Source organism: Paraburkholderia sp. BR10141 (genome assembly GCF_056155635.1).
In genome coordinates this window covers 346,290-371,917 of sequence record NZ_JBMIQH010000005.1, presented here as the reverse complement: position 1 = coordinate 371,917, position 25,628 = coordinate 346,290, and the positions used below count along the sequence as shown (strand labels likewise).

Sequence of the window (25,628 nt, the reverse complement as noted above, 5' to 3'; positions counted from 1 at the left end):
CATTCCAGGAAGACCGGGAAATTGATTCAACGAACTTCTAACTCACGACACTAGCTACGTGTACGTGTCGAACGCCGACAGCCAGGACATTTCAGTGTTCCGCCTCGATGCGCAGAACGGCGCGCTGGCCGCGGTCGAGACCGTGCCGGTGGGCGGCACGGTGATGCCGATGGCGTTCTCGCCCGACCATCATCACCTGTATGCGGCGCTGCGTTCGAAGCCGTATCGCGTGGTGAGCTTCTCCGTGAATCCGCTCGACGGCCGTCTTGCCGAACTGGGCCGCGCGCCGCTCGCCGAGAGCATGGCCTATGTGTCCACCGACGGCACGGGGCGCTATCTGCTCTCAGCTTCGTACGGCGGCAATCTGCTGGCGGTGAACCGCATCGGCGAAAACGGCGTGGCGGGCGACGTGCAGCAAACCGTGAAGACGGGCCCGATGGCGCATATCATTCGCACCTCGCCGGACAACCGCTACGCATTCGCCTCGGTGCTCGGCGCCGACGCCTCGCTGCGCCTGAAATTCGACGCCTTGACGGGCGCGCTCACCGAAGACGCGAAGCCCGCGTACTCGCTGCCGAAGGATTCCGGTCCGCGTCACTTCCAGTTTTCGCCGGACCAGCGCTTCGTCTATCTGATCGACGAACTCGACGGCAAGCTGCACGTGCTCGCCTTCAACGCGGCGAACAATACGGTCAAGCCGATCCAGACGATCTCGATCCTACCCGCCGGCTTCTCCGGCGACAAGCCGTGGGGCGCCGACGTGCACCTCACGCCCGACGGCCGCCACCTGTATATCTCGGAGCGTACGTCGAGCACGCTGGGCGCGTACCGCGTGAACCAGCAAACGGGCAAGCTCACGCGCATCGGCACGTACGCCACCGAGAAACAGCCGCGCGGTTTCAATATCGATCCGTCGGGCCAGTATCTGTTCGCCGTGGGCCAGCTCTCGCCCACGCTGAGCGCATACCGCATCGACGCGAAGAGCGGCGCGCTGCATGAGCTTGACAAGTACCCGGTGGGCAAGGGGGCGAACTGGGTCGAAGTGGTGGACTTCGACGGTTCGAACGGCTAGGCAATGAAGGGCGGCTTCGGTCGCCTTACTCCTGCCGGTTCTCGGTCGCGAAGCGCATTGGCTTCACGTTGTGCGGCTCGGCTCGCGCCTCATCGAGTCCTTCGATCGAGCGCAGCCGCGCGGGCGCCGAGAACACGATGATCGCGAGCTGAAGGGCGAAACCGCACGCGGCGCCGACGAGGCAACTCGTCATGCCAAGGCGCGTGCTCAGGAACGCGCCGAGCAGGGCGCCGAGTGGACGTGCGCCGAACGTCGCCATCATGATGACCGACGAGACGCGTGCGATCAGATCACGAGGCGTAACGACCTGGCGCAACGCCGTGGTCGAGATGGTCCAGACAATCGGTCCGAAGCCGAACAAAAAGAAAGCCAGGAACACGGTGGCGCGCGAATGCGTGAGTACGGTGCTCGCCATCAACAGCGAGCCAAGCGCGGCGCTCGTCGGGCCGAGCAGGATTTGCCGCCCGAAGACGAGCCGCCTGGCGATGATCTTGTAGAGAAACGCGCCGCCTACCATCCCGAAGCCATATACGCCGAGTGCAGCGCCTACCGCCGATGGCGCGAACGCGAGCCGGTGTATCGCGTACCACGCGAACACCGCGAGCAGCAGATACCACGACGTATTGAAGACGAAGGCCGTCGCCACGATGGGCCGCAGATGCGTGCTGCGCGCGATGAACTGCACGCCGTCGAAGAGTTCGTGTGCGAGCGCGCGACGCGAATGCGGACGCGGCGCCTCGGCGGGCAGCCGTGCGAGACACCACGCGCTGGCGAGCGAGAGGGCGAACGCCGCGAGAAACGCGAACACGCCCGACGCCCAGCCCGCAAAAATGCCGCCCACGGAAGGCCCCGCCGTGTAGGCGATGCTGCGCGCGATTTCGAGCCGCCGGTTGGCGGCGAGCAGGTCGCCCGTTTCGACCATGGCCGCGACGAGCGAGGGCGCGGTCACGCTGAATACCACCGTGCCGGTCGCAATGGCGAAGCCCAGCGTGCCGAGCGTATAGAGCGAAAGCACGCGCGCATGGAACAACGCGAACAGCACGAAGAGGGCGGCGGCGCGCAGCAGTTCGGTTGCGATCATGAGCGGCTTGCGGCGGCTGCGATCGGCAATGAGACCGGCGGGCAGCGAGAGCAGCAGGAAGGGCAAGGTATTGACGGCCTGCAGTGAGGCGCTTTGCTGTGCCGTGGCGCCCAATGCCACCACGGCGACGATCGGGATGACCGCAATGGCCATCTGCTCGCTGAATTGCGCGGCGAGACTCGCGTGCGAAAGATTGACGACGACGCGCTGTGGCGTCGCGCTACCGGTTGTGCTCATTGTCGATGTCCCGAAGATCGATCCGGCGCGAGCCGGATGCGGTGGTTTGAGCTTCGGGAACGAGTCTACGCAGGGCGCCTGGGTGGAAATATCCGGATCTTGTGGTGATATTCGATGCGTCAGGCGAACGCAGGTCAGTCCGCCTCGATACGATCCGCGTCGCGCGAATCGTTGCGCACCTGCGCATGGGCTGCCGATTCGCCTCGCGACGCATCGACATCGCGAACCGCACGGCTACCCGCAAAGCACACCGCGAGCGTCGCGAGCACCAGCACGCCGAGCGCGAGCTGCAGCCCCACTAGCCCCGCGCCGAAGCCGATGACCGGCGGCCCCACGAGAAAGCCCGCATACCCCGCAGTGGCCGCCATCGACACGCCGGTAACGGGCGGATCGGTTGTGCGCCCGGCCGCGCTGAAAATCACCGGCACCACATTGGCAAGCCCAATGCCGACGCAAATGAACCCTACCACTGCCGTGGCGAGCGCCGGCGCAGCGAGCACGGCCGCGAGGCCCGCAGCCGAAAGCAGGCCGCCCAGCGCGACCACACGCACCGCGCCCAGCCGCCGCACGAACGCGTCGCCCACCACGCGGCATGCCGCCATGGCGAACGCGAACGACGTATAGCCGATGCCTGCGCTATCCGCATGAGCGGGCAAGGCGGTGCGTAGATACACGGCGCTCCAGTCGGCAATGGCGCCCTCGGTCATCATGCACAGGAACGCGAGCGCGGCGAGCTTCACGACGCCCGCCTGCGGCAACGCGAAGCCGCCGCCCGACGCAGCCTCCGGGCGCGTGCCCACGTCGCGCAGCGAAAACAGCGCCGCGCCGACGATCAGCACGGCGATGGGAATGGCGGGCAGCGCAAGCCCGCTTAGCACACCAAATCCTGCTTTCTGCAGCACCGTGCCAACGGCTGCGCCCGTCAGACCGCCCGCGCTCCAGGCCGCGTGGAACGACGACATGATCGGTGCATGCCAGATTTTTTCGATCGCGCTGGCGTGGCCGTTCATGGAAACGTCGAGCGCGCCGTTGAGCGCGCCGAGCAGCAGCAACGCGGCGCACAGCAGCGCCGCATTGGGCGCGAGCGCGGGCAACGGAAACGCGGCGACGAACAGCACGCCGAGCAGGGCGGTCGCGCGGCCGCTGCCGAACTTCGGCGCGAGACGCCCCGCAAGCGGCATGGCGACGATGGCGCCGAGCGCGAAGGCAAAGAGCGCGACGCCGAGCAGGGAGTCGCCAAGCAGCAGCTTGTCCTTCACGCGCGGCACCTCGACGGCCCACGCACCGATGCCGAAACCGTTCGCCAGAAAGACCGCCGTGGTGGCGTAGCGTTCGCGCAGGGGCCTCATCGCGCCACCGCCACGTCGCCGCATGCGGCTTTCAGTTGCTTCAGATGCAGTTTCGGTACGTCGGCATCGACGACCAGATAGTCGAGCGAGGCGCACGGCGCGATGACGAAGGGCGCGGATGTCATGAGCTTTTCCGTGGTGACTGCTGCCGCGATCTGGCCGCTTGCCGCGACCATCGCGCGTTTCATTTCGGCATCCTCCGCATCGAAGGCGGCGATGCCCTCGGACGGATCGAGCGCGCAGGCGCCGAGAAAGCAGAGGTCGGCCTTGATCTGCTGAATCTGCACGAGCGCCGTGGCCCCCAGCGCGCCCGCGGCCTGGGCGCTCACGCGCCCGCCGATCAGGATCACTTCGATGCCTGGGCGCTCGAGCAGGCGCACACAGGCCTGGGGCGACGTGGTGACGACCGTGAGGCCGGCGTTCTCGGGCAGCGCCGCCGCGATCTCGACGTTCGTGGAGCCGGCGTCGAGCAGGATCACCTGGTTGGGTTTGACGAGCGCGGCGGCGGCGCGCGCAAGGCGCGCCTTGGCCGGCAGTTGCTCGCGCATGCGCACGGAGGCGGGCTTGTTGGCGGGCGAGATGAGCAGCGCGCCGCCATACACGCGCTTGCAATGCCCCGCCTCGGCCAGGTCGCGCAAATGGCGCCGGATCGTGTGCTCCGAGGTGTCGAGCTGCGCGGCGAGTTCGGTGGCCAGCACGCGGCCCTCGGCGCGCAGTTTTTCGAGGATCAGGCGCTCGCGCTCGTCGGGGAGCAGGCCTTCACTGGCCTCCAGGCGTGTTCGTTGCATGAGTTTCGGCTCCCGCTCGCTCGTTGGCTTGCCCGTTTAATCGAGCAAAAACGAGCATAAAGTATCGTAAACGGGCAATGCACGCAACCAGCCGTGCGGCGTTCGGGGCGTAGCCGCTTCAGCCGCGTCAGGGCAGGGAATAGCGCGAATAGGTCTCGATCGGCAGGAGCGCCTGCGCGGGCGGCGTGGCGCCGGCCGCCGCGTGGCGCATCTGTTCGACGGCCGTGCGCAGCAGCAGACGCAAATCTTGGGAGAGCAGGTAGTCGATCACGTCCGCGCGCAACAGCGGCTCCGTCACGGCGTTCACCTCATGCGTCACGTAGAGCGTGCGGCCCGCAAGCCCGCGCTCGCGCAGCGCCGCTGCGAGTCCTTCGTTGCCGCCCGCCACGTTGTAGATGCCGTCGAGCGCGCCGTGCATTTCCATGCAGCGGCGCGTGGCCTCGTAGGTTGCCGGACCCGAGTCGGCGCCCTTGATCACTTCGACCACGTTCACGTGGGGAAAGCGCTGGCGCAACAGCGAACGAAAGCCGATTTCGCGGTCTTCGTGACAGGTGTACGAGAACGTTGCGACCACAACGGCGACCGAAGGCGAGGGCCGCCCCTCCAGGTGCCGGCCGACGAGGAACGCGGCCGACTGGCCCGCGGCGCGGTTGTTCACGCCGACGTAGGTGTGGCGCGCATCGGCGTCGACATCGGTGATGAGCGTCACGACGCCCAGGCCCCGTGCCATGCATTCGCGCAGCGCCGACGTAATGGGCGGCGTGTTCGTGCAGATGATGCCGATGGCGTCGGCAGCGCCTTGCGCCGACTCGCGCACGCGCAGCGCGACGTCTTCGTCGCTGGCGCCCACGCAATTGACCACCTCGACCGTCACGCCCGCCGCCGCGAACTCGGCTTCGAGGCTCGCTGTCGTGCGCGTGAGTTCGGCGGTGAAGGCGTCGCCGGCCTGGAGGAGCAGGCGCACGCGCAACGCATTGGACGAGCTACGCGACGCCTCGGGCAACGTCTCGCCGTCGCCCGCGCCCAGTTGCCTGAGCGCAGCTTCCACGGCGCTGCGTGTGCGCGGGTGCACGCCGGGCCGATCGTTGAGCGCCCGGTCGATGGTCGCGCGGCTTAGCTGCGTGAGTTCCATTAACTGCTTCAGCGTAGGGCGGCTTTTCATCGGGGCTCCGCAGCGGGTGAGTATGGACTCATTTTGCCTCAAAATGAGTCTTTCGTCGCGAGTATCTGAATTTTATCTCCACGTGGAGAACGTTTTCAGGCACACATGGCTTAGGTAAAAACCCTTTCATGCTCAAAATGAGTCATTTTAGTCTTTGACTATGGCTCATTTAGAGCCTGTAATTCGACTCAAGGATGAGTAAAATCAAAGCGGCTCATCAGCGTTCAATGTCATGCACGGGAGTTCGACTCATGTCCGCACAGCCAGGCTCGCCACAAGTCATCACGATGGACGATTGGTATCGTTGCCCGCTCGACCGCAAGGTGCTCAAGGAGGTCACGCGGCGCAACGACAGGACTGCCCTGACGTATTTCGGCGGCTTCATGGCGCTCGTGCTCGCCACCGGCGCGCTCGCCTGGTTTTCGCTGGGCACGCTCTGGTGCATTCCGGCTTTTCTGCTGTACGGCACGATCTACGCGTTCGCCGAGGCGATGGAGCACGAGTTGCGTCATCGCACGCCGTTCAGGAGCGAGTGGCTCAACGAGTCTGTGCACTGGGTGATCTGCTTCATGACCTGGCGCGAGCAGATCTATAGCCGCTGGTCGCACGCGCAGCATCACACCTATACGCACCTCACGGCCACGGTGCCCGCCGACGTTGAGATTGCCGTCAAGCGGCCGCCCAATTACCTCAAGCTCGCCACCGACTTCCTGCGCGTCTCCCATGGCATTCATCATCTCGGCAACATCGTGCTGCATAGCCTCGGCATCGTGACGAGGAGCGCGAAGGCCGTCGTGCCGGTGGTCGAATATCGGGCGATGCGCCGCAATTCGCGGGTCATGCTCGCGCTCTACGTGGCCGTTGGCGTGTGGGCCTTCGCAGCGCATAGCTGGCTGCCGGTGGTGTTCCTGCTGCTGCCCCGCGCCTACGGCGCGTGGCTGCACGAACTGCTGGCCATTACGCAGCACACCGGCCTGCGCGAGAACGAACTCGATCACCGCTTCTCCACCCGCACGCTGCGCCTGAACCCGGTGCTGCAGTTCCTCTACTGGAACATGAACTATCACGTTGAGCACCACATGTTCCCCAATGTGCCGTTTCATGCGCTGCCTAAATTGCGCAAAGCGATCGAGGCCGACTTGCCACCCGCTTACGATGGTCTGTTCGACGCGTGGACGGAGATCGTGCACGTGTTGCGCGTGCAGCGCCACGACCCGAACTACATGATCACGCCGCAGGTGCCCGGCAAGACGGCGGGCGCGATGCGCGAGGCCGCCGCTGCGAATGCCTTTGCCGCCGATACGCAATGACGCCTGGACCTGTAGACCCTTTTCGAAAGATGACGATGGAGGAGACGACATGAACATTCTTCAATGGCATGAGGTGTGCGCGAGCGACGAACTCGAAGAAGAGGACGTGATGGAGTTCGAACACGAAGGCGAGCTGTACGCGATCTATCACACGCCCACGGGCTACTACGCGTCCGCGGGGGTCTGCACGCACGAAACGGCGCGTCTCGCGCAAGGTCTCGTGTTCGGCGACATCATCGAATGTCCGATGCATATGGGGCGTTTTCACATTCCCTCGGGCGCGGCCAGGGGGGCGCCGGTTTGCGTGAACCTCGCCACGCACCCGGTCAAGGTGGAAGGCGGCACGATCTATCTCGGGCTCGCCTCGGATTGATTCGGCATACGAATCCTTGAATCACCACGATAACGACGCAACCTAGGAGACAGCCGTGAACGTTCCTTTCCTGAAGGTATTGCCGCTGGCGGCGACGGTGTTGGCACTCGCAATGAGTCCCGTAGCGCACGCGGACCCCGTGGCGCATTTCGACTTCATTTCGCACGCGCCCGATTCGGATGCGTGGTGGAATACCGTCAAGAACGGCATCAAGCAGGCCGATCAGGACTTCAATGTGCAGACCGATTACCGCAATCCGCCCAATGGCGATATCGCCGACATGGTGCAGCTCGTGAATCAGGCGGCCGCACGCAATTACGACGGCGTGGTGACGACCATAGCGGATTTCGATCTGCTCAAGGGCGCCGTGTCACGCCTGAAAGCGAAGCACATTCCGTTCATCACCGCGAATACGGGCACCGAGCAACAGAGCGCCGAGCTTGGCGCGCTCATGCACGTGGGCCAGCCCGAATATCTTGCGGGCAAGGAGGCGGGGCTGCGCGCGAAGGCGGACGGCGTGAAGACGTTCCTGTGCGTGAACCATTACGCCACGAATCCGCTTTCGTTCGAGCGCTGTCGCGGCTTTGCCGACGCCATCGGCGCGAACATGAAAACTTCGGTGCTCGATGCGGGCACCGACCCCACGGGCATAGAATCGAAGGTGAGTGCATATTTGCGTAATCACCCGGACACGCAGGCCGTGCTCACGCTCGGGCCGACCTCGGCCGATCCGACGATACGCGCGGTGAAGAGCCTCGGGCTGGCGGGCAAGATCTGGTTTGCGACTTTCGATATCGACCCGGACGTCGCGAAGGGCATCAAGGACGGTACGATCAAGTTCTGCACCGACCAGCAGCCGTATTTGCAGGGCTATATTCCGGTGGCCCTGCTGGCGATCATGCATCAGAACCACAACAACGACGTGCTGCAGGCGCGCACCGCGCTCGAGCAGAACCCGAAGTTCCAGCAGCGGCTGAAGGACTATGGACTCAAGCCCGTTTATGAGGCGCGCAATATCAGCTCCGGGCCGGGCTTCATCACGCCGCAGAACATTCTGCAGGTGTCTGCGCTCGCGGGGCAGTATCGTTGAGCGCGCAAGGAGTCAGCATGAGTGCGGGCGACGCCATGGTGGTGATCGGCGGCGGCCAGTGCGGCGCACGCGCCGTGCAGGTGCTTCGCGAAGGCGGCTGGCAAGGCGCGATCACGCTGATCGCCGACGAAACCGCGCAACCGTACGAGCGGCCGCCGCTTTCCAAGGCGGTGCTGCAAGGCGAGCGCACGCCGGAGCAGGGCGCAATCCACCGCGAGGCGTTCTATCGCGAACAAGGTGTCGATCTGCGCTGCGGTTGTGTCGCGAGCGCGATCGATCGCGCTGCGCACACGGTGACGCTCGCGAACGGTGAGACGCTTGCCTACCGTCGCCTGCTCATCGCGACCGGTGCCGAGCCTCGCCGCGTGAGCGTGCCCGGCGCAGATCTCGCGGGCGTGCACGTGCTGCGCAATGCCGGCGACGCGCTCGCCATCGCGGGCGAACTCGGGCCGGGGCGCCGCATCGCGGTGGTCGGCGCGGGCTTCATCGGGCTCGAAGTCGCGTCCTCGGCCGTGCAGCGCGGCTGCGCGGTCGTCGTGTTCGAAGCCGCGCCGCGCGCGTTGATGCGCGCGGTGCCTGCGGAGGTTGCGCAGTGCCTCGTGGACCTGCATCGCGAACGCGGCGTGGACGTGCGCTTCGACGTGCAGGTCCAGCGCTTCGAGGGCGAAGGGCGCGTCAATGCCGTCGTGCTCGGCGACGGAGCCGTCGTACCTTGCGATGCCGTCGTGGTCGGCATTGGCGTCGCGCCGCGTGTGGCGCTCGCACAGCAAGCGGGTCTCGAGATCGACAACGGCATTGCCGTCGACCCCATGCTGCGGACCGGCGACCCCGATATCTACGCCGCGGGCGACGTGTGTTCGTTCGTGCATCCGCTGTACGGGCGGCGCGTCCGTCTCGAATGCTGGCGCAACGCCGAGGATCAGGCGCGCGTGGCGGCGCTCAACATGCTCGGCCGCGACGAGGTGCACAGCGCCGTGCCGTGGTTCTGGTCCGATCAATACGACATGACGATCCAGATCGCGGGCTTGCCCGCATTCGGCTCGACGAAGGCCGTGCGTGCGACGGGCGCGGCATCGAAGGTGCTTTTCGCGTTCGACGAGGCGGGCCTGCTGGTGGGCGCGAGCGGCGTGGGACAAACGGGCGAAATCGCCCGCGACGTACGGATTGCGCAGGAACTGATTGCGCGCCGTGTGCGCATCGAACCCGAGCTGCTTGCCGACAACGCGACCAGACTGAAGTCGCTGCTCGCCGCTGCCGTGCACTGAACGAACGGATCGATCTGCTCGGCCGGTGGCTCCACCCGCCGGCTTTTTTCCACTGCCGTTCGAGTGGGGCGATATGGGCTTCGTGCTCTATCGCTTTCTTTTATTCTTCGTCCGCGCTGTAGACGCTGAGGCCTTCTATCGGGTCCATCGGGGCATCCCAGGGTCTTGCGTCGATCGCGCGCATGGCGGCCTCGTAGCCCGCGCGCCGGCGCGCGGCAATGCCCGACGGCGTGAAGTCGATGTCCTTCAACTGGTCGTCGCCGTCGAGTCGTGGCGCCGCGAGCTTGATGAGCCGCATGGTGGTCTCGCAGCCCCATGCCGCCAGTTCCTTCACATCGAGCGCGTCGCGCTCGTCGGCGGGCACGCGCTTCGCCAGTTCGCGGATTACGTGGCGCAAGCGGTGGATCTGCTGTTGACGCGCGATATGACTTTCCGTGCGGCTCGCGTACTGAATGTCCTTTTGCCGTTCTGCGATCTGCCAGATGCTTTGCGGCTCCGGGCCCGCTGGATTCCACACCTGCACCGAGAAGATCACGGAACTGTGGCGCGGCTTGTCGTCCAGCACGACCTCGACCGGCGTATTGGAATAGATGCCGCCGTCCCAGTACGGCTCGCCGTCGATGCGCACCGCCGGGAATGCGGGCGGCAACGCGCCCGAACTCATGATGTGTTCGACATTCAGGCGCTGGTCGCGAGAATCGAAATAGCGCATGGCGCCCGTGCGTGCGTTCACCGCACCCACGGTGAGGCGTGGATGCCCGGCGTTCAGCAATTCGAAGTCGACCAGGGAAACGAGCGTGTCGTGCAGCGGGGCGATCTTGTAATAAGACGCGCGATCGACGCCGAGGCGCGCGAGCGGACCGAACCACGATGCCGGGTTGGGCTGGAAGAACCCCGCAATGCCGCCGCCGATGATCATCAGCTTTGCAAACGTCTTGTCCCAACCGGGCGCGAAACCAGGCCACGTGACTGGGACGTCGAGACGGGTGCGGTCGGTGACGCGGTGCCAGAATTCGACCAGACGCTCGAAGCGGTGCTCGGGTGCGTTTCCGGCGATCAATGCAGCGTTGATGGCGCCAATGGAAGTGCCGATCACCCAGTCCACCTGGATGCCGGCTTCGTGCATCGCCTCATAGACACCGAGTTGATAGGCGCCTAACGCGCCGCCGCCCTGCAATACGAGTACGACTTGCCCTGGCAATGCCAGGCTTGCCGGCTGCTTCGCTGTCATCGATCGCCTCGCTGTTTTGCTCTACCGACGCGCGATTTCGTGACATGCATTCTTCATACGCGTCGCCGTTTTCTCCGCACCATTGTAGTGGCGTTCGGAAAAGACGAGCGTTGCGTGGCAACGGCCCGAATGGCCGCCATCGCTCAACCGGCCGAGGCGATCTGCCCTTCGAACGTCACGCAGTTGCGGCCGCCGCGCTTGGCGGTGTACAACGCGGAATCGGCGAGTCCGTACGCCGTGTCGAAATCGGTGCCGGCTGGATTGTCGCTGACACCGAAACTGGCGGTAATGGCGCGACACACTGGCGCGGGGAACGCGTGATTCGCAATGGCTTCGCGCATGCGCTCGGCGAGTTGCAAGGCGTCGGCGATGTCGAAGCCCGGCAAGACGACCGTGAACTCTTCGCCGCCAACCCGACCGATGATGCCGGTCTCGCCGAGAATGCGCCGCAGGCAGTTCACGATGCCCGAGATCACGCTGTCGCCGGCCGGGTGCCCGAAGTCGTCGTTGACCTTCTTGAAGTCGTCGATGTCGAGCAGGATCATGACCGCCCGATTCGCGCGCAGCGCCTTCACTGTGCGTTCGATCACGGCGCTGCGATTGAGCACGCCGGTCAGCGCGTCGTGCGTCGCGCGATATTGCAGTTGCTGCGTGAGCGCCTGCATTTCGCGCTCGGCGCGATCGCTGCGCCCGATCAGGCGGCGCGTTTCGCGCATCAGGCGCTCGTAGTGCTGGATCAGCTCGATGAGCGCCTCGCGATGACTATGCGCGTACGCCTCCGGAGCCTCGGCAATCATCCGGGCCCGCTCCAGCGCCTCGCTTTCGCTGCGGAACAGGTCGAGGTAATGATCCTTCATTGCGTCCCGCAAGCCAGTCGTTTCCACGCGCGTCGTTCTCAAGGCATCCTCACGTTGCAACCGGGCAATCATTGAACTTGATTGCGGTGAAGTCGGTTTGCAGTTCCTCGCCGAATTCGAGGATCGTTTCGTCTTCTTCGTCGCGATACCAGTTCACCTGCACCTGGTTGCCCGCCGCGGCGGCGCGATCGAGGGCGTCGAACACGCTGAACAGCATTTTCGTGCTCGAACTGTTGAAGTAGGTGAGCGTGACCTCGACCGTGATCGCGGCGTTTTCGCAGGCCTTGAGCCAGAGATTGAGCCGCTCGATGATCGGCGCATAAAACGCGGCGGCATTCTCGGGATACGATTCGCCTCGCAGAGACAGCACGTTTTCGTCGAAGCGGAAGTCGATTTCCGGTGACGTTGCCGTGGCGGCGATAAAAAGGTTTTCCATTTTGAACGCGTGCCCTGGTCAGATGATGGTCTTGAGGCAAAACAGTGTGGTGCCCGTATCGTCTTCGCGTGGATGAAACGCGAATTCGAGCGGCGCACTGGCGTCGCGCGCCATCGTCAGAAAACCCAGTCCCGCGCCTTTGCTGTCGGCAGGCGTGTCGGCGCGCAGCGACATCTTGTAGGCCTGCTTGATTTCTTCGATCGACATGTTGCGCAGCGGCTCCAGCTTCTCGCGCAAGTCGTCCACGGCCGCCGTGGCGATGGGATTCACGCATACCATGAGGTGGCGCTCGCCTTCGGCGGAAATGCACATCGCGCCTTCGCGTATTGCGCCGCCCTGGCCTTGATCTTCCGAGAGCGCGTCGCACGAGTAGTGCACGATATTGTGCGAAAGCTCGATGAACGAGGAGAAGATCCTTCTACGCGTAGACGTGCTCAGTCCTGCCACTTCCAGTTGCAGCTTGACGACCTCGCTCATCGCCGCGACGATGCTGTGCGAGAAATAGCCTTTGTGATAGAAGAGCAAACTGCGCTTCTGTGCGATTTCGAAGAAGCAGCAGTTTTGATCCAGAATTCCAGACATAGTGGTGAACTACCTCAAACTCGTGCGAAGAAAAGCGTGACGTCGTCGCGGCGCGCCTGGGAGCCTTGCCATTCGGCGAAGGTTTCGAGCAGGCGTGCGCAGATGAATGAAGAAGTGTTCTCGCGCGCGGCGAGAATGCGGTCGAGCGTTCGGCGTTTGCCGAAGGCGATCTTGCGCGGGCCGCCAATCTGATCGGTCAGGCCATCCGTGGAAACGAACAGCAGACTGCCGTGCGGCACAGCTACAGCGTGCTGGCTCCACGTGTAATCGGCGAGGCTGTCGACATAGCCCACGCCCATGCGGTCGCCGGCAATGCTTTCGAACTGTTGTGCGTCCGCACGCAAGACGTGCAGCGCGACACGCGCACCCGCAAAGTGCAGCACCTGGCTGGCGGCGTCGAACCAGAAGAACGCGGCATCCAGACCATCGTTGGACTGCGGGGCGTCGCCCGCGCCGTTGATTTGACCGAGCAGGCCCTTCACATTGCGATTGACGGCTGCCAGCAACGCGGAGGGGTTGCGCGGGCCGATCTGTTCGAGGGCCTGCGAGAGCGACGCCGAGGCGAGCAAGGTCATGAACGCTCCGGGCACGCCGTGTCCCGTGCAATCGGCCACCGCGCCGAACCAGCCGTCGGCGAACGCCGCGAAGTGGTAGAAGTCGCCGCCCACCACGTCGCGCGGCTCCCAGACGAGCGCGGCATCGGGCAACATGGTCGCGAGCGTCTCGCGCGAGGCGCGCAGCATGGCTTGCTGGATCACGCTCGCATACTCGATGCTCTGCATGATCTGCCGATTCTTTTCCGCCTGCATTTCCGCGACGATGGACAGCAGGCGCAAGCCGTTGCCCACGCCAGCGAAGCGGCCTTCGCGCGTCACGATGAAACCATCGACCAGCGCCTTTTCGCCGACTTCAACCGTTTTGAACGTGAGCGCCTCGATGCTCATGGCCGCATCGACGATCAATGGCTCCTTGTCCATGAATGCGATGCAGCTCTTCTTGTCGTAGAGCTCGCGGTGAAACGGCTTGCTCATTTGCGACAGAAAGATATCGCGATTGATGAGTCCGATGGGGCGATCGTTTTCGATCACCGCGAGACTGGCCATGTCGCGCCTCGAATAGAAAATCTCCATGACGAGAGAGTTTGAATCCGAAGCGTCGATGGCCGGCACTTCCAGAGCCAGTTCTCCGGCGCTGCGCGGGCCTACGGGAAGACCCGGACGACGAAACTGCGCGAGCGCGGGGTGCATGACTATCCATTCCGATTAATATGGAGAATCAGCACGCTAATGGCTATTTATGTCATTCTCGTTACATGGGCGAGAGTAAGCGCTCAAGTTCGCTTGTTTAATACACCGTAACGATCGGCGAATGCCACGCTAACGTTTGCGCGTTTTTTCGCTTCCCTTTGCAAGGTTTCGGTGCATCACACTTCAATATAGATCCGTCCGCCTTCGACCCTGGCCGGATACGTGGCGAGCTTCTCACATACCGGTGCACAAAGCGGCTTGCCGTCACGCACGTCGAAGCGGCCATTGTGCTTCGGACATTCGATCACATGACCCATGACGAGCCCGTCGCTCAAGTGCACGTGTTCGTGCGTGCAGAGCCCGTCGCTCGCGTAGACCTGGTCTTCCACGCGGTAGATCGCGAAGGTGCGTCCGCCGTGGTCGAAACGCATGACGTCTTCGTCTTCGATATCGTCGAGTGCGACTGCGTCGATCCATTGGGTCATCGGGTGTCTCCAGACTGGTATTGAAGGTTGTGTGCGCAACGGCTCAGGCTTCGGCGTGGCCCGGCACCGGGCGCGCCACGTGATAGTAGGGATCGCGTGTTTGCCGCACGAGCGCGGGAATGATTTCCGCGTACGCGGCAAGGCTGCTGCGATAGGGCGGCGGCATATCCATTTTCACGACTTCGTGCAGGCGCGGCAGCGCGTGAAAAGGAACCATCGGAAACATGTGATGCTCGACGTGATAATTCATGTTCCAGTAGAGAAAGCGGAACACGGGATTCATCATCACCGTGCGGCAGTTACGCCGGTGGTCGAGCACGTCCTCGGGCATGCCCGCGTGCTGCGTGAGGCCGAAGTAGAGATAAAGCCACGCGCCGTAGAGGCTGGGCAGGCCGATATAAAGCAGCGGAAGGGTGCTGCGAAAGCCGATGCACGCGCCAATCACGATCGCGTACACGAGCAGGCTCAGGCGCGCTTCGCGAATGGCCTTGGGCCATTCGGAGACGGGCACGAAGCTTTGTTCTTCCGCGCCCAGGCGTCCGCATGCAGCAGAGATCATGCGCGGCAGCTCGCGCGAGGCGTGCTTGAGCGCGAAGATGTTGAGGGTGAGCGAGAGCCAGTCGGTGGGGCGCGGGGCGGCGATCTCGGGATCGCGGCCCACCACGAGCGTGTCGGTGTGATGACGCGCGTGGCTCCAGCGCCAGATCGTCGCGCAGCGGAACACCTGGAACGACGCGATCTGATAGAGCATGTCGTTCATCCAGCGCGTCTTGAAAGCGGTGCCATGACCCGCTTCGTGCCAGCGCGAATCGGCGGGGCTGCAATAAAGCGTGCCGTAGACCAGGAACGCGGGCACGGCCCACCACGAGTGCACGTGCCAGAGGAACCCGGCGAGCACGCCGCCCGCGACGATGGCCGCATACCAGATCGCGGTGTCGCGGATGGCGCGCGCGTCGCTGCGCTGCATCAACTGCTTCATGACGGGGCGCGGCACGGCGCACCGGTACCAGTCCGCGTTGACGAGGCCCGCTGCGCGCGCGCGTTCGCCTGCACCGCCGATGAGCCGGTAGTCCGCATGATGCGGCGCGTAGGCGTGAGTCTCCTGGTCGGCCACGGGTGTCTCCTTGAAGTGTTGGCAGTGCGCGGTGTGCGATGCACCGCGCGTGTCAACACAAAAATAGGTGACGTAAGGCCAGGGCTCAACCGGAAGTTTGACGAAATTTCATCAGCGAGCTTTCGGCGGCGTCAGGCTGCCACGCGCTCGCCGTGTGATTGCGCAGCGCGGGCCGTATCCGCGCCGTCGGCCACGACCACCGGGACGCGCAACGCGAGTGCGCACATCAGCTCGTAGCCAATCGTGCCCGACGCTTCGGCCACTTCGTCCACGCGCACCTGGTCGCCCCACAGCTCGACGCTCGAACCGATGCCCGCCTGCGGGCACGGCGTGAGATCGACCGTGAGCATGTCCATCGAGACGCGCCCGACCACGCGCGTGCGCACGCCGTCCACGGCAATCGGCGTGCCGGTGGGCGCGTGGCGCGGATAGCCGTCCGCATAGCCGCACGCCACCACGCCGATGCGCATGGGCCGGTCGACCTCGAAGGTGCGGCCGTAGCCGATGGTTTCCTGCGGTGCGAGCGTCTGCACGCCGATGATGCGGCTCGTGAGCGTCATGGCCGCGCGCAGGCCGAAGCCTTCCACATGCCGTGCCACGCCCGTGGGCGAAGCGCCGTAGAGGATCGTGCCGGGCCGCACCCAGTCGCGATGCGCGCGCGGGTGCCAGAGCACGCCCGCCGAATTCGACACCGACTGCTCGCCGGGCATATCCTGCACCGCCGCGTCGAAGGTGTCGAGCTGCCAGTCGATGTGGCCGTCGTCGGCGTTCGCGAAGTGCGTCATGAGGCCGATCGCGCCGATCGACGCAATGCCGCGTGCGCGTTCCCACGCAGCGCGATACGCGTGCGGGCGGAAACCCAGGCGGTTCATGCCCGAGTTCATCTTCAGCTGGATATCGATGGGCTGCTGCGGCTTCGCTGCCGCGAGCAGATCGAGTTGCTCGTCGCAGTGCACGGCCACGGTGAGGCGGTATGCTGCGGCCAGCTCGACGTCGGCGGGTTCGAACACGCCTTCGAGCAGCAGCAGCGGTTTGGTCCAGTCCAGTTCGCGCACGCGCACGGCTTCATCGAGGTCGAGCAGGGCGATGCCGTCGGCGCCCGCGAGCGCCGGATAGATGCGCTCGATGCCGTGACCGTACGCATTGGCCTTGATCACGGCGAAGGCGCGCGAGCCGGCCACCATCTGCTTTACGAGCTGCAGGTTGTGACGGATGGCGTCGGGTTGAATGCGGGCGACGATGGGGCGCGGCATAGGCGTTCCTGTGGGTTGGATGGCGACGGTCTAGTGATTTGTGCAATCGTATTGATTTTCGTCCAGTTATTTTTAATGTATTTTTCGACGAATTTGGTCGAAACAACTGTCGCTCGTCCCGCAGGGCAACGGGTCAGCCCGCCGTCAGATGGGCATCCACGAGCGGCGCCAACGCCTGGGCGTGGACGCTCGCGAGATCGTGCTCGCCGCCGCGCACCACGTGCAGCGTGGAATGGGCGAGCAGCGCGTTGAGCCGCTCGCCGACCGCGACAGGACTCAAGGGATCGTTGTCGCCCCACAGCAGCAGGGCCGGCTGGGTGATGCTGGCGATCTGGTTCGAAAGGTCCGTATGGAACGAGACGAACCACTCGGGGAAGGCGCTCGTGTCGCCCGCGCGCCAGTTCTGCGCGCCGAGCGCCGCGGTGTCGATGCCGCCCGACGTGACCGAGAGCACCAGATGCGTGACGAACCGCGGCTTCTCGAGCGCCGCGCGCACGGCGATGACGCCGCCCATCGACTGGGCGATCAGCGCCGTGGGCCGATCGAGCATGGCGAGCACGCGCTGCACGATGGCGTCGATGCTGGCGACCGCCGGGTTCGGCGGCTCGCCGCCAAAGCCCGGATAGCCGACGAAGCGGCGCGCTGCCGGCGTGGCGAGCCGATCGGCCAATGGTCGCCAGAAGGCCTTGTTGCCCGAGGCGCCGGGCAGGAAAAGCAATTGTTCGGGAGTGCGCACGTGTGTTTCTCCAGTGGGCCTGCAAGGCATGACGGGTTCATGGCGCCTCGTCCGCCGGCTGTTGCGCACGGGCGCGCGATTCGAGCAGGTCGATCAGCAGGCGTGCGGGGTCGCTCAGCGTGCCCGGCGCGCGATGCACGAGGCCGACGTCGCGGTGGAACGTGTGCTGCCCGAGATCGATCGCGCGCACCCTGGCCGGCCAGCGCCGCCACGCCGACGTTTGCGGCACGAGCGCGACGCCCACGCCGTTCGCAACCAGTCCGACGATGGCTTCCAGCTCGTCGAGCTCGCTCAGGTCCTGCACGGTGTAGTGCATGCGGCGCAGGAAGCGGTCGACCTGGCGCCCGCCAAACGATGCCCGATCGTAGCGGATGAAGGGTTGCGTCGCCAGCAGCTCGGCCCAGTCGTGGCCTTTCACGTGGCGCGGCACGATGAGGCGGAACGGCTCGCGTGCGAGCGTGGTCCAGCGCAAATCGCTTTGCAGTGCGAAGGGTGGCCGGATGATGGCCGCCATGTCGATTTCGCCCGCATCCACGAGATTGTGAAGCTCCATCGAAACGCCGGGGATCACGCGCGTGCGGCAGCCGGCATAACGGCGGTGGAATTCGGCGAGCGCCTCGGGCACCAGCGCGCGCTGCACGGAAGCGATCGCGCCGAGCGTGACGCGCCCGGTCGCCGCGGGCCCGGCCGCGCTCGAACTCAGGTTTTCATAGAGCCGGATGACTTCGTGCGCCTGGGCGAGGATCTGCTGGCCCATCGCGTTCAGGCGCGCCGCGCGCCCCTCGCGGTCGAACAGCGCGAAGCCCAGCTCCGCCTCGAGTCGCTGCATTTGCGCGCTCACCGCAGCCTGGGTCAGGCCGATCTTCTGTCCCGCCGCAGCGAACGTGCCTTCTCTCGCCACAGCCACGAGGGTTCTGAGTTCGCGTATCATTCATCAAGAATATTTGTGGATCAGAAAATTATATATTGATTTTGTTTTTGATTCGGCCTGTCTACCATGGCGGGATCGCTTTCGAAGACAGTGGAGACATGCATGTCGCTTTCCCCCTTTCACCTCGCCATTCCCGTTTATGACCTCGCAGCCGCGCGCGACTTCTACGGCCGCGTGTTCGGCCTCGCGGAAGGGCGCTCCAGCGCGCAGTGGGTCGACTTCGACTTCTTCGGCCACCAGCTCGTGATTCACGAGCACCCGAAAACGGCCTCGCAGAACCACGCGCACACGAACCCCGTGGACGGCCACGACGTGCCGGTGCCGCATTTCGGCGTCGTGCTGGGCTGGGGCGACTGGGAGGCGCTGGCCGAGCGCCTCAAGACCTTCGGCGTGAAGTTCGTGATCGAGCCCTACGTACGCTTCAAGGGGCAGGTGGGCGAGCAAGCCACGATGTTCTTGCTCGACCCGTGCGGCAACGCGCTCGAATTCAAGGCGTTCAAGGACATCGGTCAGCTGTTCGCCAAATAAGCGCGAATCGAATCGCCGCGTGGCGATCAAGGCGCCGGCGCAGGCATGAATTTGAACGACGGCGTCGCCACGAAATTGCCCGACACCTCGCCCGAATGCACCTGGCCCGAATCGATCGTGAGCTTCATCACGGGCGCGCCGGGCTTGAGGTCGAGCTTGCTCAGCGAGATCCAGAACGTGTCGGGGCGGGTGGCGGAATCGAAGTAATAGACGCGGTTCGTCTGGTCCGCGACCGTGCGCCAGATCGTCGACGAGAGATTCGGCATGTTGGGCGTGGTGATGCCGAGCGGCACGCTCACCGAGCGCATGAGGCTCATCACGCTCGCCACGGCCTGATAGTTGGCGTTCTGCTGCGGCACGCCCGCCATATAGGCCGGGTCGGGCTTCCTGGGAATGGCGTCGAGCAGAAACGAGGTGCGCACGAAACGGTCGGCCGCGCGATTCGTGCCGGGCAGAAAGGCGAGACCGCCCACACCTTTCCAGTACGTATCGAGCGCAAGCTGTTCGGGGTAGATCGGCGAGTTCGTCATCACCTTGTACGCCTTGTCGTGCATGATCACGAGCTTGCCGTCGATATATTCGAGGATGGACGAGTCGCCTTGCGAATCGGAAAGCGCGAGGTGGATCGAGATCGGTTTGCCGTCGGGCAGCGGCGGCGCGATGATCTGGAACGGCTCGTGGCCAAGCGCATCGACGGCCTCGCCAACCGTGGCGAAATTGTCGAGCACGTATTGCGCCCACAGGCTGATGGCAAGCGGCTGCCGCCCCGAATTGGGCTTGCCGTAATCGGTTTCGGCGAGATAGAGCGCGTTGGCCACGAGGCCACGCTCGTTCATGCCGTCCACACTGCCGATGTCGTAGCCCGAGACCACCACGCTGCCGTATTTCGAGCGCCAGTGCGGCGAGCGCGGGCCCGCGTTGCCGTCGCGTTCGATCCCGGCCGGAAAGACCCAGAGGTTCGAGCGCATGTCCTCGGACCAGTCCATCGAACGCCCCGTGATGACGAGACCGCTGTCGCCCACGTAGAGCGCGCGCGTACAGGCAAGCGCAGGGTCAATGAGGAGCGGCGCTGCCAGCACGGCGAGCGAAGTAGCAAGCACGCAGGCTTTCAGGCGCAGACGCGAACGAACCAGACGGGACATGATGGCGTTCCAGTTGCAGGACGCGCCGATCATGTCATGGAACGCGCTTTGAGCCGTTCCAGCATGGCCGAAGCACAAGCATGCCCTCGCGCGCGCTATGCGGCGCGGATAGCCTGGTGCAGATGTCGCTGGCCGGTTGGCCGTTTATCGGCGGCTCAGTGGTGCAGATACAGCACGGCGCGCGAATGCGAGTGCGCGGTCATGCCCGACTGCGACATGCCGCCTGGCACGCCGCCCACGCCCCAGAGCGTGGCATCGTCGGCGCCGCTGCGCGTCGCGACGCGGGCTTCGGCGGCGTGCACGTCGGCGGGAAGCTGCACGTGCGCCGCGGGGCCGCTGTTCAAATCGAGCTGGGCGTAAGCATTGCCGCGTTGCGCGAAGGCTGCGGCTGGCAAGATCAGCGCAGCAACGAGCGCGGTTGAACAGATTCCGGTTTTCATGATCCGACCTCCATCGTGTTCGCCGCGATGTCGCCGGCGAAGGGCCCGGCGGCTCGCAAGACGAGCATAGAGCGGATTCTTGACCGTGGATTAATGCCAGCGCACCGGCGCGTTTTAAGCGATTTTTAAGTCTTGCTCGACATAGTAGAAAACGCCTCCCGGCGCAAACCGCGCGTGGAGACTCGAACAATGGAGGATGAGATGCGTTTTCGCACTGCTATGGCGGCGGCCGCACTGGTGTGCGCACCGGCCCTCGCATTGGCGGCCCAGCCGCTTTTCGTCAACGTCGACGGCCACTTCGTTCCGGCTCAGGGCGAGACCCATGTGGTCCAGACCTCGGCAGGCCCGGTCAAGATCAGTACGTGGAGCTGGCATAGCCCGAACGGCGCCAGCAGCATTCAGGTTCAGAGCAGCAGCGGCGGACCGCCGCCCGCGTGGGCGCTGCAGCAGATGCGCGCAATGACCACGCAGATGTGGGCCATGCAGGCCCAGATGCAGCAGCTTCAGCAAGCGGCATTCAACGGTGCGTTCGCGATGCCCGCACCGATGCCGGTGCTGTTCGCGGTGCCCGTGTGGGCGATGCCGGGGCCGGTGATCGTCGTCTATCCGGGGCATGCGCCGGCGCCTGCATCGGGACAATCGCCCGCGGTCGTGCCGCCGCACAGGCCGGCAGTGAAGGCGTAAGCGCGCAACACAGTGAGGGCAGGGCCGCCAGTTGATGCTGGCGGCCGACAACAATAATCAGGAAAACTGACGATTGTACGTGTGCAAGCGTGCAGCGTGTGAGTGCTAGGGTTGCTGCCAGTGGAAACGATCGCCGCGAAGGGGCGCGCCTTCATCGTCGAGCTTTTTATCGCCGCCCGGGAGCGCTTCGAAATACGTCTTGTCGTCTTTCTGGGTCCCCGTATGCAACGCGGCGCGCGAAATGCCCGGCGGGATGGACGAGGGGGAGGCGGGAGGCCAATGGAGCGTGGCAGACGCCGCGCTCTGGGGAGAGGGCAGATCCGTGTTTTCGTTCGCCGCGGCGAGGCCCATGGCCCATGCGGCCGGGACCGAAGCCAGAACGATCAGCACGGGGAACGTAGCGTGTCTCATACGCGGTCACCACGTGAATGCACTGACTGGGCCTCTATTTTATGTCGCGGCTTAGCGAATTTCCAGGCGCCGGCATCACGCAAAGTAGCAAGCCGGGCACGGGCGCGCCACCTTTCGTCCGGCTGTCCAATCCAGACGATTTCCAGTGATTCTTGCGCAAAATAGACACTATCTGGTCGCTTTGAGTCCGTTTTGAGCAGTATTTCGAGGGAATCCATCAAATCTGACGAATGAGCCGCGGGTTCTAGGAAAAGTCGTAAGGGTTTGTTAATATCGCCCGCCAGTGAAAATGAGAATGCTTCTCATTGAAGTATCCTGGCAAGCACTGGCGAGACGACCCTTCGAAAACGACATGAACAACCGAGAACACGCGCGACAAGCGCGACGCACGCTGCCGCGGCCGTTGCATATTGCGGCCTGGCTTACTTTCGCGGCGGCTCAAGCCGCTGTTGCCCAAACGTCGACGCAGGACAGCGGCGCGACGAGCGCAACCCCAAAGGCGCCTCAGGCCGCCGCCGCCTCCGGTACGGCCGGCAAGGACCAGGCGCTGCCCGCCGTGAAGGTGAGTGCGAGCCAGGTCGCCGATTCGCCGCTGAACCTGAGCACGCCGGTGAACAGCGGCGCGCTCGGCACGCGCTCGCAGCTCGACACGCCGTTCTCGACCACCGTCGTGACGGGCGAGAATCTGGCCGAGCGCCAGGTCTACAAGCTCGGCGACGTGTTTGCCGGCGACGCCTCGGTCACCAACAACAGCAACGCCTATAACGCGTGGGCCACCTACATCACGATTCGCGGCCTGCCCATGGACTGGCAGAACGGCTTTCGCATCGACGGCAATCCGTTCATTTCGTACGGCATCACCATGCCCTACGAGCAACTCGAGCGCGTGGAACTGCTCAAGGGCCTGGGCGGCTTCATGTACGGCTTCGCGCAGCCGGGCGGCCTCGTCAACTACGTGACGAAGCGGCCGGAGAAGGACCCCGTCACGAGCCTCGACGTGGGTTATCGCATGGACGGCGTGCTGAGCACGCACGTCGACCTGAGCCGGCGCTTCGGCCCGGACGACATGTTCGGCGCGCGCCTGAACTACACGAAGGAAGCGGGCAAGACCTATAACGCCGGCGATATCAACCGCAACTCGGTTTCGCTCGCGCTCGACGGCCAGCTCACGCGCGACCTGCAGGTGTGGTTCAACGCGCTCTACCAGACGATCCGCTCCAGCGGCCAGACGCCCGCGATCTACACAGGCAGCTACACGGCGTCGAGCCTGCCCGCGGTGATCAGCGGCGGCAGCAACCTGCTCGGCGGTACCGACCAGCACATCAACACCAACCTGCAGCTCTACACGGCGGGCGTGCGTTACCAGCTCACGCCCGACTGGTCGTTCGCGACCTCGGGCAGCTACAGCAAGTCGGCGCGCGACCGCAACGAGAGCACGCTCACGCTGCTCAACCAGCAAGGCGACTACACCGACGCGCGCTGGAATGGCGACGAAGCCCACCAGGACATCTACTGGCAGGGCATGTTCGAGGGCAAGGTCAAGACCGGGCCGTTCACGCATCAACTCGTGATTGGCGGCGCGTACCAGCACCAGACCAACAACTACGCGTTGAACTCGATTTATACGGTGCTCGGCAACGGCAATCTGTATCAGCCCAACCCGTGGCGCTTCTATTCGGGCGGCGGGCTCGAAACCTACCGCACGAGCGACATCACACAGGCGTCGGCGTTCGTGAGCGACACGATGCAGATCACGAGCCGCTGGTCGGTGCTCGCCGGCCTGCGTTACACGAACTATAGTCAGAACAACTACGCAACCACGGGCGAAAAGACCTCCCAGTACAGCCAGAACGGCGTGCTCACGCCGACCTTCGCGCTCATGTACAAGCTCGAGCCGAACACGACGCTGTACGCGAGCTACGTCGAGGCGCTGGAGCAGGGCGCGATCGTGGACAGCATCTACGCGAACGGCGGGGCGATGCTGCGTCCGCTGCGCTCGCGCCAGTATGAAATCGGCATCAAGAGCGAACACGAGCGCTGGAGCGCCACGGCGGCCCTGTTCCGCATCGAGCGCGGCGCGGCCTATGCGAACGCCGACAACGTCTACGTGCAGGACGGCAATTCGATCTACGAAGGCGTCGAGGCGGCCGGCAGTGTGCGGCTGGGCCGAAGCTGGCAGGTGGCAGGCAGCGTCACGCTGCTCGATACGTGGTACGCGAAGGGCCAGTCGTACAACGGCAATCGCGTGGCCGGCGCGCCGACCTTCGTCGCCGCGGGCCGCGTGACTTACGACGTGCCTTATGTGCAGGGCCTGCAGCTGGCCGCGGACGCGAAGTTCACGGGCAGCACCCAGGTGCGTCCGGCAAACAATCTGGAAACGGGCGGCTATATGGTCGTGAACGTGGGCGCGAACTACTTCACGCGCATTGGCGGCCACGACGTGACGCTGCGCGCGGCCATCGACAACATCACGAATCGACGTTACTGGATGTTCCAGTACTCCGATTACATCGCGCCGGGCGATCCGCGCACGGTCAGCCTCAACGCGAAGATCGACTTCTAAACGAGTCGATCCGTTTCAACGGCCGGGCGCATGGCGGGATTCCGGCATGCGCCCACGCGCCGTTTACGAAATCGGCTGCGAATCCGGCGTGGGGTTGCCGAGATTGTCGGTGGGCACGTATTGCTGATCGAACGCCGCCACATACAAGGCCCATTCCGGGTCGCCCAGATCCACGAGCAGCGCGCCGTCCTGCCAGATATCGTTGTGGTCGTTCGCGTCGTTGCCGGCCTTGTGGATGAACTCGCCCTTCGAACCCTGGTTCATGTGGACGTCGTGGATGCCGTCGCCTTCGCTGTAGAAGCGGCCAAACACGTAGACATCGAGCGACGATTGTTGCGCGCGCAACAGCAGGCGCTGCAGCGAGGCGACGGGCTCTACCTGATCGGAGCCGTCCATTACATCGCTGTTGCGCCATGCGCCCGTATTGGCGAGGAAGTCGCTGCGCTCGAAGTCGATGGCCGGCAGCGCGTCGGTGCCCGTAAGATCGGTCGAGCCTTCGGCCGCGCCCTCGAGCGTGGAGAGCACGTTGTGGTTGAAGTCGAACACGAGCTTGTACTTGAGCAGGTCGTCCGCGTCCGTGGTGCCCACGTTCACGGCGATGTCCCAGCGCGCGCCATCGACCGTCACGCCGAAGTGCAGGTGGTACTGGACTTCGTGTGGCCGCCGCGTGGCCTTCAACTGCGGTGCGGAAACAATCTTCGCCTTGACGTAACCGTAAGGAAGGGCCATCGCGCGCTCCTCTAAGTTCGGGTGGGTCCGCCATTGTGCCGCGCGAACGTGAACTTGCGCTCACAGCGTGCGCGCGATGCCGTGCCCATCGCTTTACGGTTGTTCGACTGTGGCTGTCGACGCGCTTTCACGGCAGCGCCGGCAGCCCTCATGCGCGGTGCTTAACCCAGCGCCACGACCGCGATTTCCACGAGCAGTTGCGGCGACGCCAGCTGCGCCTGCACTGTCGCGCGCGTGGGCGCGCAAGCTTCGGGCACCCATGCGTCCCACACTTCGTTCATGCCCGCGAAGTCGCGCGCGATATCGGCGAGCCAGACCTGCGCGGAGACGAGCCGGGTCTTGTCGATGCCGGCCTTGGCGAGAAAGCCGTCGATTTTCGCGAGCACGGCGGCGGTCTGGATCTTCACGTCGGGCGACGGATCGGCGGATGTTTGGCCGCCCACGAACACGAGTCCGGCGGCCTTCACGACGCGGCTCATGCGCTGACTGGTTTCGATACGAACGATATCGTTCATGTGTCTGCAAGCTCCTT

Annotated in this window: 27 protein-coding genes; 8 read left to right on the top strand and 19 right to left on the bottom strand. The window is 64.6% G+C overall.

What is annotated here, in order from left to right:
* Positions 1-58: 58 nt before the first annotated feature.
* Complete coding sequence (locus ACOJB8_RS10260; protein ID WP_475012389.1) at positions 59-1,072, top strand: lactonase family protein; 1,014 nt, start codon at positions 59-61, stop codon at positions 1,070-1,072.
* Between the two features lie 25 nt (positions 1,073-1,097).
* Here the strand turns inward: ACOJB8_RS10260 and ACOJB8_RS10255 are convergent, their stop codons facing one another.
* From ACOJB8_RS10255 to ACOJB8_RS10240, 4 genes are all read right to left on the bottom strand, one after another.
* Entirely contained in the window at positions 1,098-2,390 is a 1,293-nt protein-coding gene (locus ACOJB8_RS10255; protein WP_475012387.1) for an MFS transporter, read from the bottom strand.
* A gap of 134 nt (positions 2,391-2,524) precedes the next feature.
* On the bottom strand, positions 2,525-3,739 hold the full coding sequence (locus ACOJB8_RS10250; protein WP_475012386.1) for an MFS transporter: 1,215 nt from the start codon (positions 3,737-3,739) through the stop codon (positions 2,525-2,527).
* Entirely contained in the window at positions 3,736-4,527 is a 792-nt protein-coding gene (locus tag ACOJB8_RS10245) for a DeoR/GlpR family DNA-binding transcription regulator (RefSeq protein ID WP_342922002.1), read from the bottom strand. Before ACOJB8_RS10245 ends, ACOJB8_RS10250 begins: the two co-directional genes overlap by 4 nt.
* Before the next feature lie 127 nt (positions 4,528-4,654).
* Complete coding sequence (locus ACOJB8_RS10240) at positions 4,655-5,689, bottom strand: LacI family DNA-binding transcriptional regulator (RefSeq protein WP_342922001.1); 1,035 nt, start codon at positions 5,687-5,689, stop codon at positions 4,655-4,657.
* 251 nt (positions 5,690-5,940) lie between these two features.
* On the opposite strand from ACOJB8_RS10240, the gene ACOJB8_RS10235 reads away from it, so the two are divergent.
* The 4 genes from ACOJB8_RS10235 to ACOJB8_RS10220 all read left to right on the top strand — a co-directional run bounded on the left by ACOJB8_RS10235 (position 5,941) and on the right by ACOJB8_RS10220 (position 9,727).
* A complete protein-coding gene (locus tag ACOJB8_RS10235; protein WP_342922000.1) occupies positions 5,941-6,999 on the top strand; it encodes a fatty acid desaturase in 1,059 nt (352 codons plus the stop codon).
* A 49-nt stretch (positions 7,000-7,048) separates the two neighbouring features.
* Positions 7,049-7,372: a Rieske 2Fe-2S domain-containing protein gene (locus ACOJB8_RS10230; RefSeq protein WP_342921999.1), complete on the top strand. Its 324-nt coding sequence runs from the start codon at positions 7,049-7,051 to the stop codon at positions 7,370-7,372.
* A 112-nt stretch (positions 7,373-7,484) separates the two neighbouring features.
* A complete protein-coding gene (locus ACOJB8_RS10225; protein WP_475012413.1) occupies positions 7,485-8,462 on the top strand; it encodes a sugar ABC transporter substrate-binding protein in 978 nt (325 codons plus the stop codon).
* Between the two features lie 17 nt (positions 8,463-8,479).
* Positions 8,480-9,727, top strand: a complete 1,248-nt coding sequence (locus ACOJB8_RS10220) for an NAD(P)/FAD-dependent oxidoreductase (RefSeq protein ID WP_475012384.1) — start codon at positions 8,480-8,482, stop codon at positions 9,725-9,727.
* A gap of 100 nt (positions 9,728-9,827) precedes the next feature.
* On the opposite strand, the gene ACOJB8_RS10215 is transcribed toward ACOJB8_RS10220, so the two are convergent.
* From ACOJB8_RS10215 to ACOJB8_RS10170, 10 genes are all read right to left on the bottom strand, one after another.
* On the bottom strand, positions 9,828-10,958 hold the full coding sequence (locus tag ACOJB8_RS10215; RefSeq protein WP_342921997.1) for a patatin-like phospholipase family protein: 1,131 nt from the start codon (positions 10,956-10,958) through the stop codon (positions 9,828-9,830).
* Positions 10,959-11,101: 143 nt separating this feature from the next.
* Positions 11,102-11,815 (bottom strand): GGDEF domain-containing protein, encoded by a 714-nt coding sequence (locus ACOJB8_RS10210; RefSeq protein WP_342921996.1) that lies wholly within the window; start codon positions 11,813-11,815, stop codon positions 11,102-11,104.
* A 49-nt stretch (positions 11,816-11,864) separates the two neighbouring features.
* Positions 11,865-12,251: a DUF1987 domain-containing protein gene (locus ACOJB8_RS10205; protein WP_254353895.1), complete on the bottom strand. Its 387-nt coding sequence runs from the start codon at positions 12,249-12,251 to the stop codon at positions 11,865-11,867.
* 18 nt (positions 12,252-12,269) lie between these two features.
* A complete protein-coding gene (locus ACOJB8_RS10200; RefSeq protein ID WP_475012382.1) occupies positions 12,270-12,833 on the bottom strand; it encodes a SiaB family protein kinase in 564 nt (187 codons plus the stop codon).
* A 14-nt stretch (positions 12,834-12,847) separates the two neighbouring features.
* Positions 12,848-13,963 carry a SpoIIE family protein phosphatase gene (locus ACOJB8_RS10195; RefSeq protein WP_475012411.1) on the bottom strand — a complete coding sequence of 372 codons (1,116 nt, stop codon included), beginning with the start codon at positions 13,961-13,963 and terminating at the stop codon, positions 12,848-12,850.
* 293 nt (positions 13,964-14,256) lie between these two features.
* Positions 14,257-14,565 carry a non-heme iron oxygenase ferredoxin subunit gene (locus ACOJB8_RS10190; RefSeq protein WP_342921992.1) on the bottom strand — a complete coding sequence of 103 codons (309 nt, stop codon included), beginning with the start codon at positions 14,563-14,565 and terminating at the stop codon, positions 14,257-14,259.
* 43 nt (positions 14,566-14,608) lie between these two features.
* The gene (locus ACOJB8_RS10185; protein WP_475012380.1) at positions 14,609-15,679 is read right to left on the bottom strand and encodes a fatty acid desaturase family protein; all 1,071 of its coding nucleotides are present in this window, start codon (positions 15,677-15,679) and stop codon (positions 14,609-14,611) included.
* 131 nt (positions 15,680-15,810) lie between these two features.
* Positions 15,811-16,932, bottom strand: a complete 1,122-nt coding sequence (gene alr, locus ACOJB8_RS10180) for an alanine racemase (protein ID WP_475012378.1) — start codon at positions 16,930-16,932, stop codon at positions 15,811-15,813.
* Positions 16,933-17,065: 133 nt separating this feature from the next.
* A complete protein-coding gene (locus ACOJB8_RS10175) occupies positions 17,066-17,698 on the bottom strand; it encodes an alpha/beta fold hydrolase (protein ID WP_475012376.1) in 633 nt (210 codons plus the stop codon).
* 7 nt (positions 17,699-17,705) lie between these two features.
* Entirely contained in the window at positions 17,706-18,599 is an 894-nt protein-coding gene (locus ACOJB8_RS10170) for a LysR family transcriptional regulator (protein WP_475012374.1), read from the bottom strand.
* A gap of 102 nt (positions 18,600-18,701) precedes the next feature.
* Between ACOJB8_RS10170 and ACOJB8_RS10165 the strand changes: the two genes are divergently transcribed.
* Positions 18,702-19,127 carry a VOC family protein gene (locus ACOJB8_RS10165; protein WP_475012372.1) on the top strand — a complete coding sequence of 142 codons (426 nt, stop codon included), beginning with the start codon at positions 18,702-18,704 and terminating at the stop codon, positions 19,125-19,127.
* A 26-nt stretch (positions 19,128-19,153) separates the two neighbouring features.
* Here the strand turns inward: ACOJB8_RS10165 and ACOJB8_RS10160 are convergent, their stop codons facing one another.
* Both ACOJB8_RS10160 and ACOJB8_RS10155 read right to left on the bottom strand, forming a co-directional pair.
* The gene (locus ACOJB8_RS10160) at positions 19,154-20,269 is read right to left on the bottom strand and encodes a linear amide C-N hydrolase (RefSeq protein ID WP_475012370.1); all 1,116 of its coding nucleotides are present in this window, start codon (positions 20,267-20,269) and stop codon (positions 19,154-19,156) included.
* Positions 20,270-20,424: 155 nt separating this feature from the next.
* Positions 20,425-20,709, bottom strand: a complete 285-nt coding sequence (locus ACOJB8_RS10155) for a hypothetical protein (protein WP_475012369.1) — start codon at positions 20,707-20,709, stop codon at positions 20,425-20,427.
* Positions 20,710-20,910: 201 nt separating this feature from the next.
* Here ACOJB8_RS10155 and ACOJB8_RS10150 point away from each other — a divergent pair, with 201 nt between their 5' ends.
* On the top strand, positions 20,911-21,393 hold the full coding sequence (locus tag ACOJB8_RS10150) for a hypothetical protein (protein WP_475012368.1): 483 nt from the start codon (positions 20,911-20,913) through the stop codon (positions 21,391-21,393).
* Between the two features lie 105 nt (positions 21,394-21,498).
* On the opposite strand, the gene ACOJB8_RS10145 is transcribed toward ACOJB8_RS10150, so the two are convergent.
* Positions 21,499-21,804 (bottom strand): hypothetical protein, encoded by a 306-nt coding sequence (locus ACOJB8_RS10145; protein ID WP_342921983.1) that lies wholly within the window; start codon positions 21,802-21,804, stop codon positions 21,499-21,501.
* Positions 21,805-22,156: 352 nt separating this feature from the next.
* On the opposite strand from ACOJB8_RS10145, the gene ACOJB8_RS10140 reads away from it, so the two are divergent.
* Positions 22,157-24,367 (top strand): TonB-dependent siderophore receptor, encoded by a 2,211-nt coding sequence (locus ACOJB8_RS10140; RefSeq protein WP_475012366.1) that lies wholly within the window; start codon positions 22,157-22,159, stop codon positions 24,365-24,367.
* 63 nt (positions 24,368-24,430) lie between these two features.
* On the opposite strand, the gene ACOJB8_RS10135 is transcribed toward ACOJB8_RS10140, so the two are convergent.
* Together ACOJB8_RS10135 and ACOJB8_RS10130 are read right to left on the bottom strand one after the other, a co-directional pair.
* Positions 24,431-25,096 (bottom strand): DUF2278 family protein, encoded by a 666-nt coding sequence (locus ACOJB8_RS10135; RefSeq protein WP_368707308.1) that lies wholly within the window; start codon positions 25,094-25,096, stop codon positions 24,431-24,433.
* A gap of 161 nt (positions 25,097-25,257) precedes the next feature.
* Positions 25,258-25,611, bottom strand: coding sequence for a RidA family protein (locus ACOJB8_RS10130; RefSeq protein WP_342921980.1), 354 nt, complete (start codon positions 25,609-25,611; stop codon positions 25,258-25,260).
* Positions 25,612-25,628: the final 17 nt, after the last annotated feature.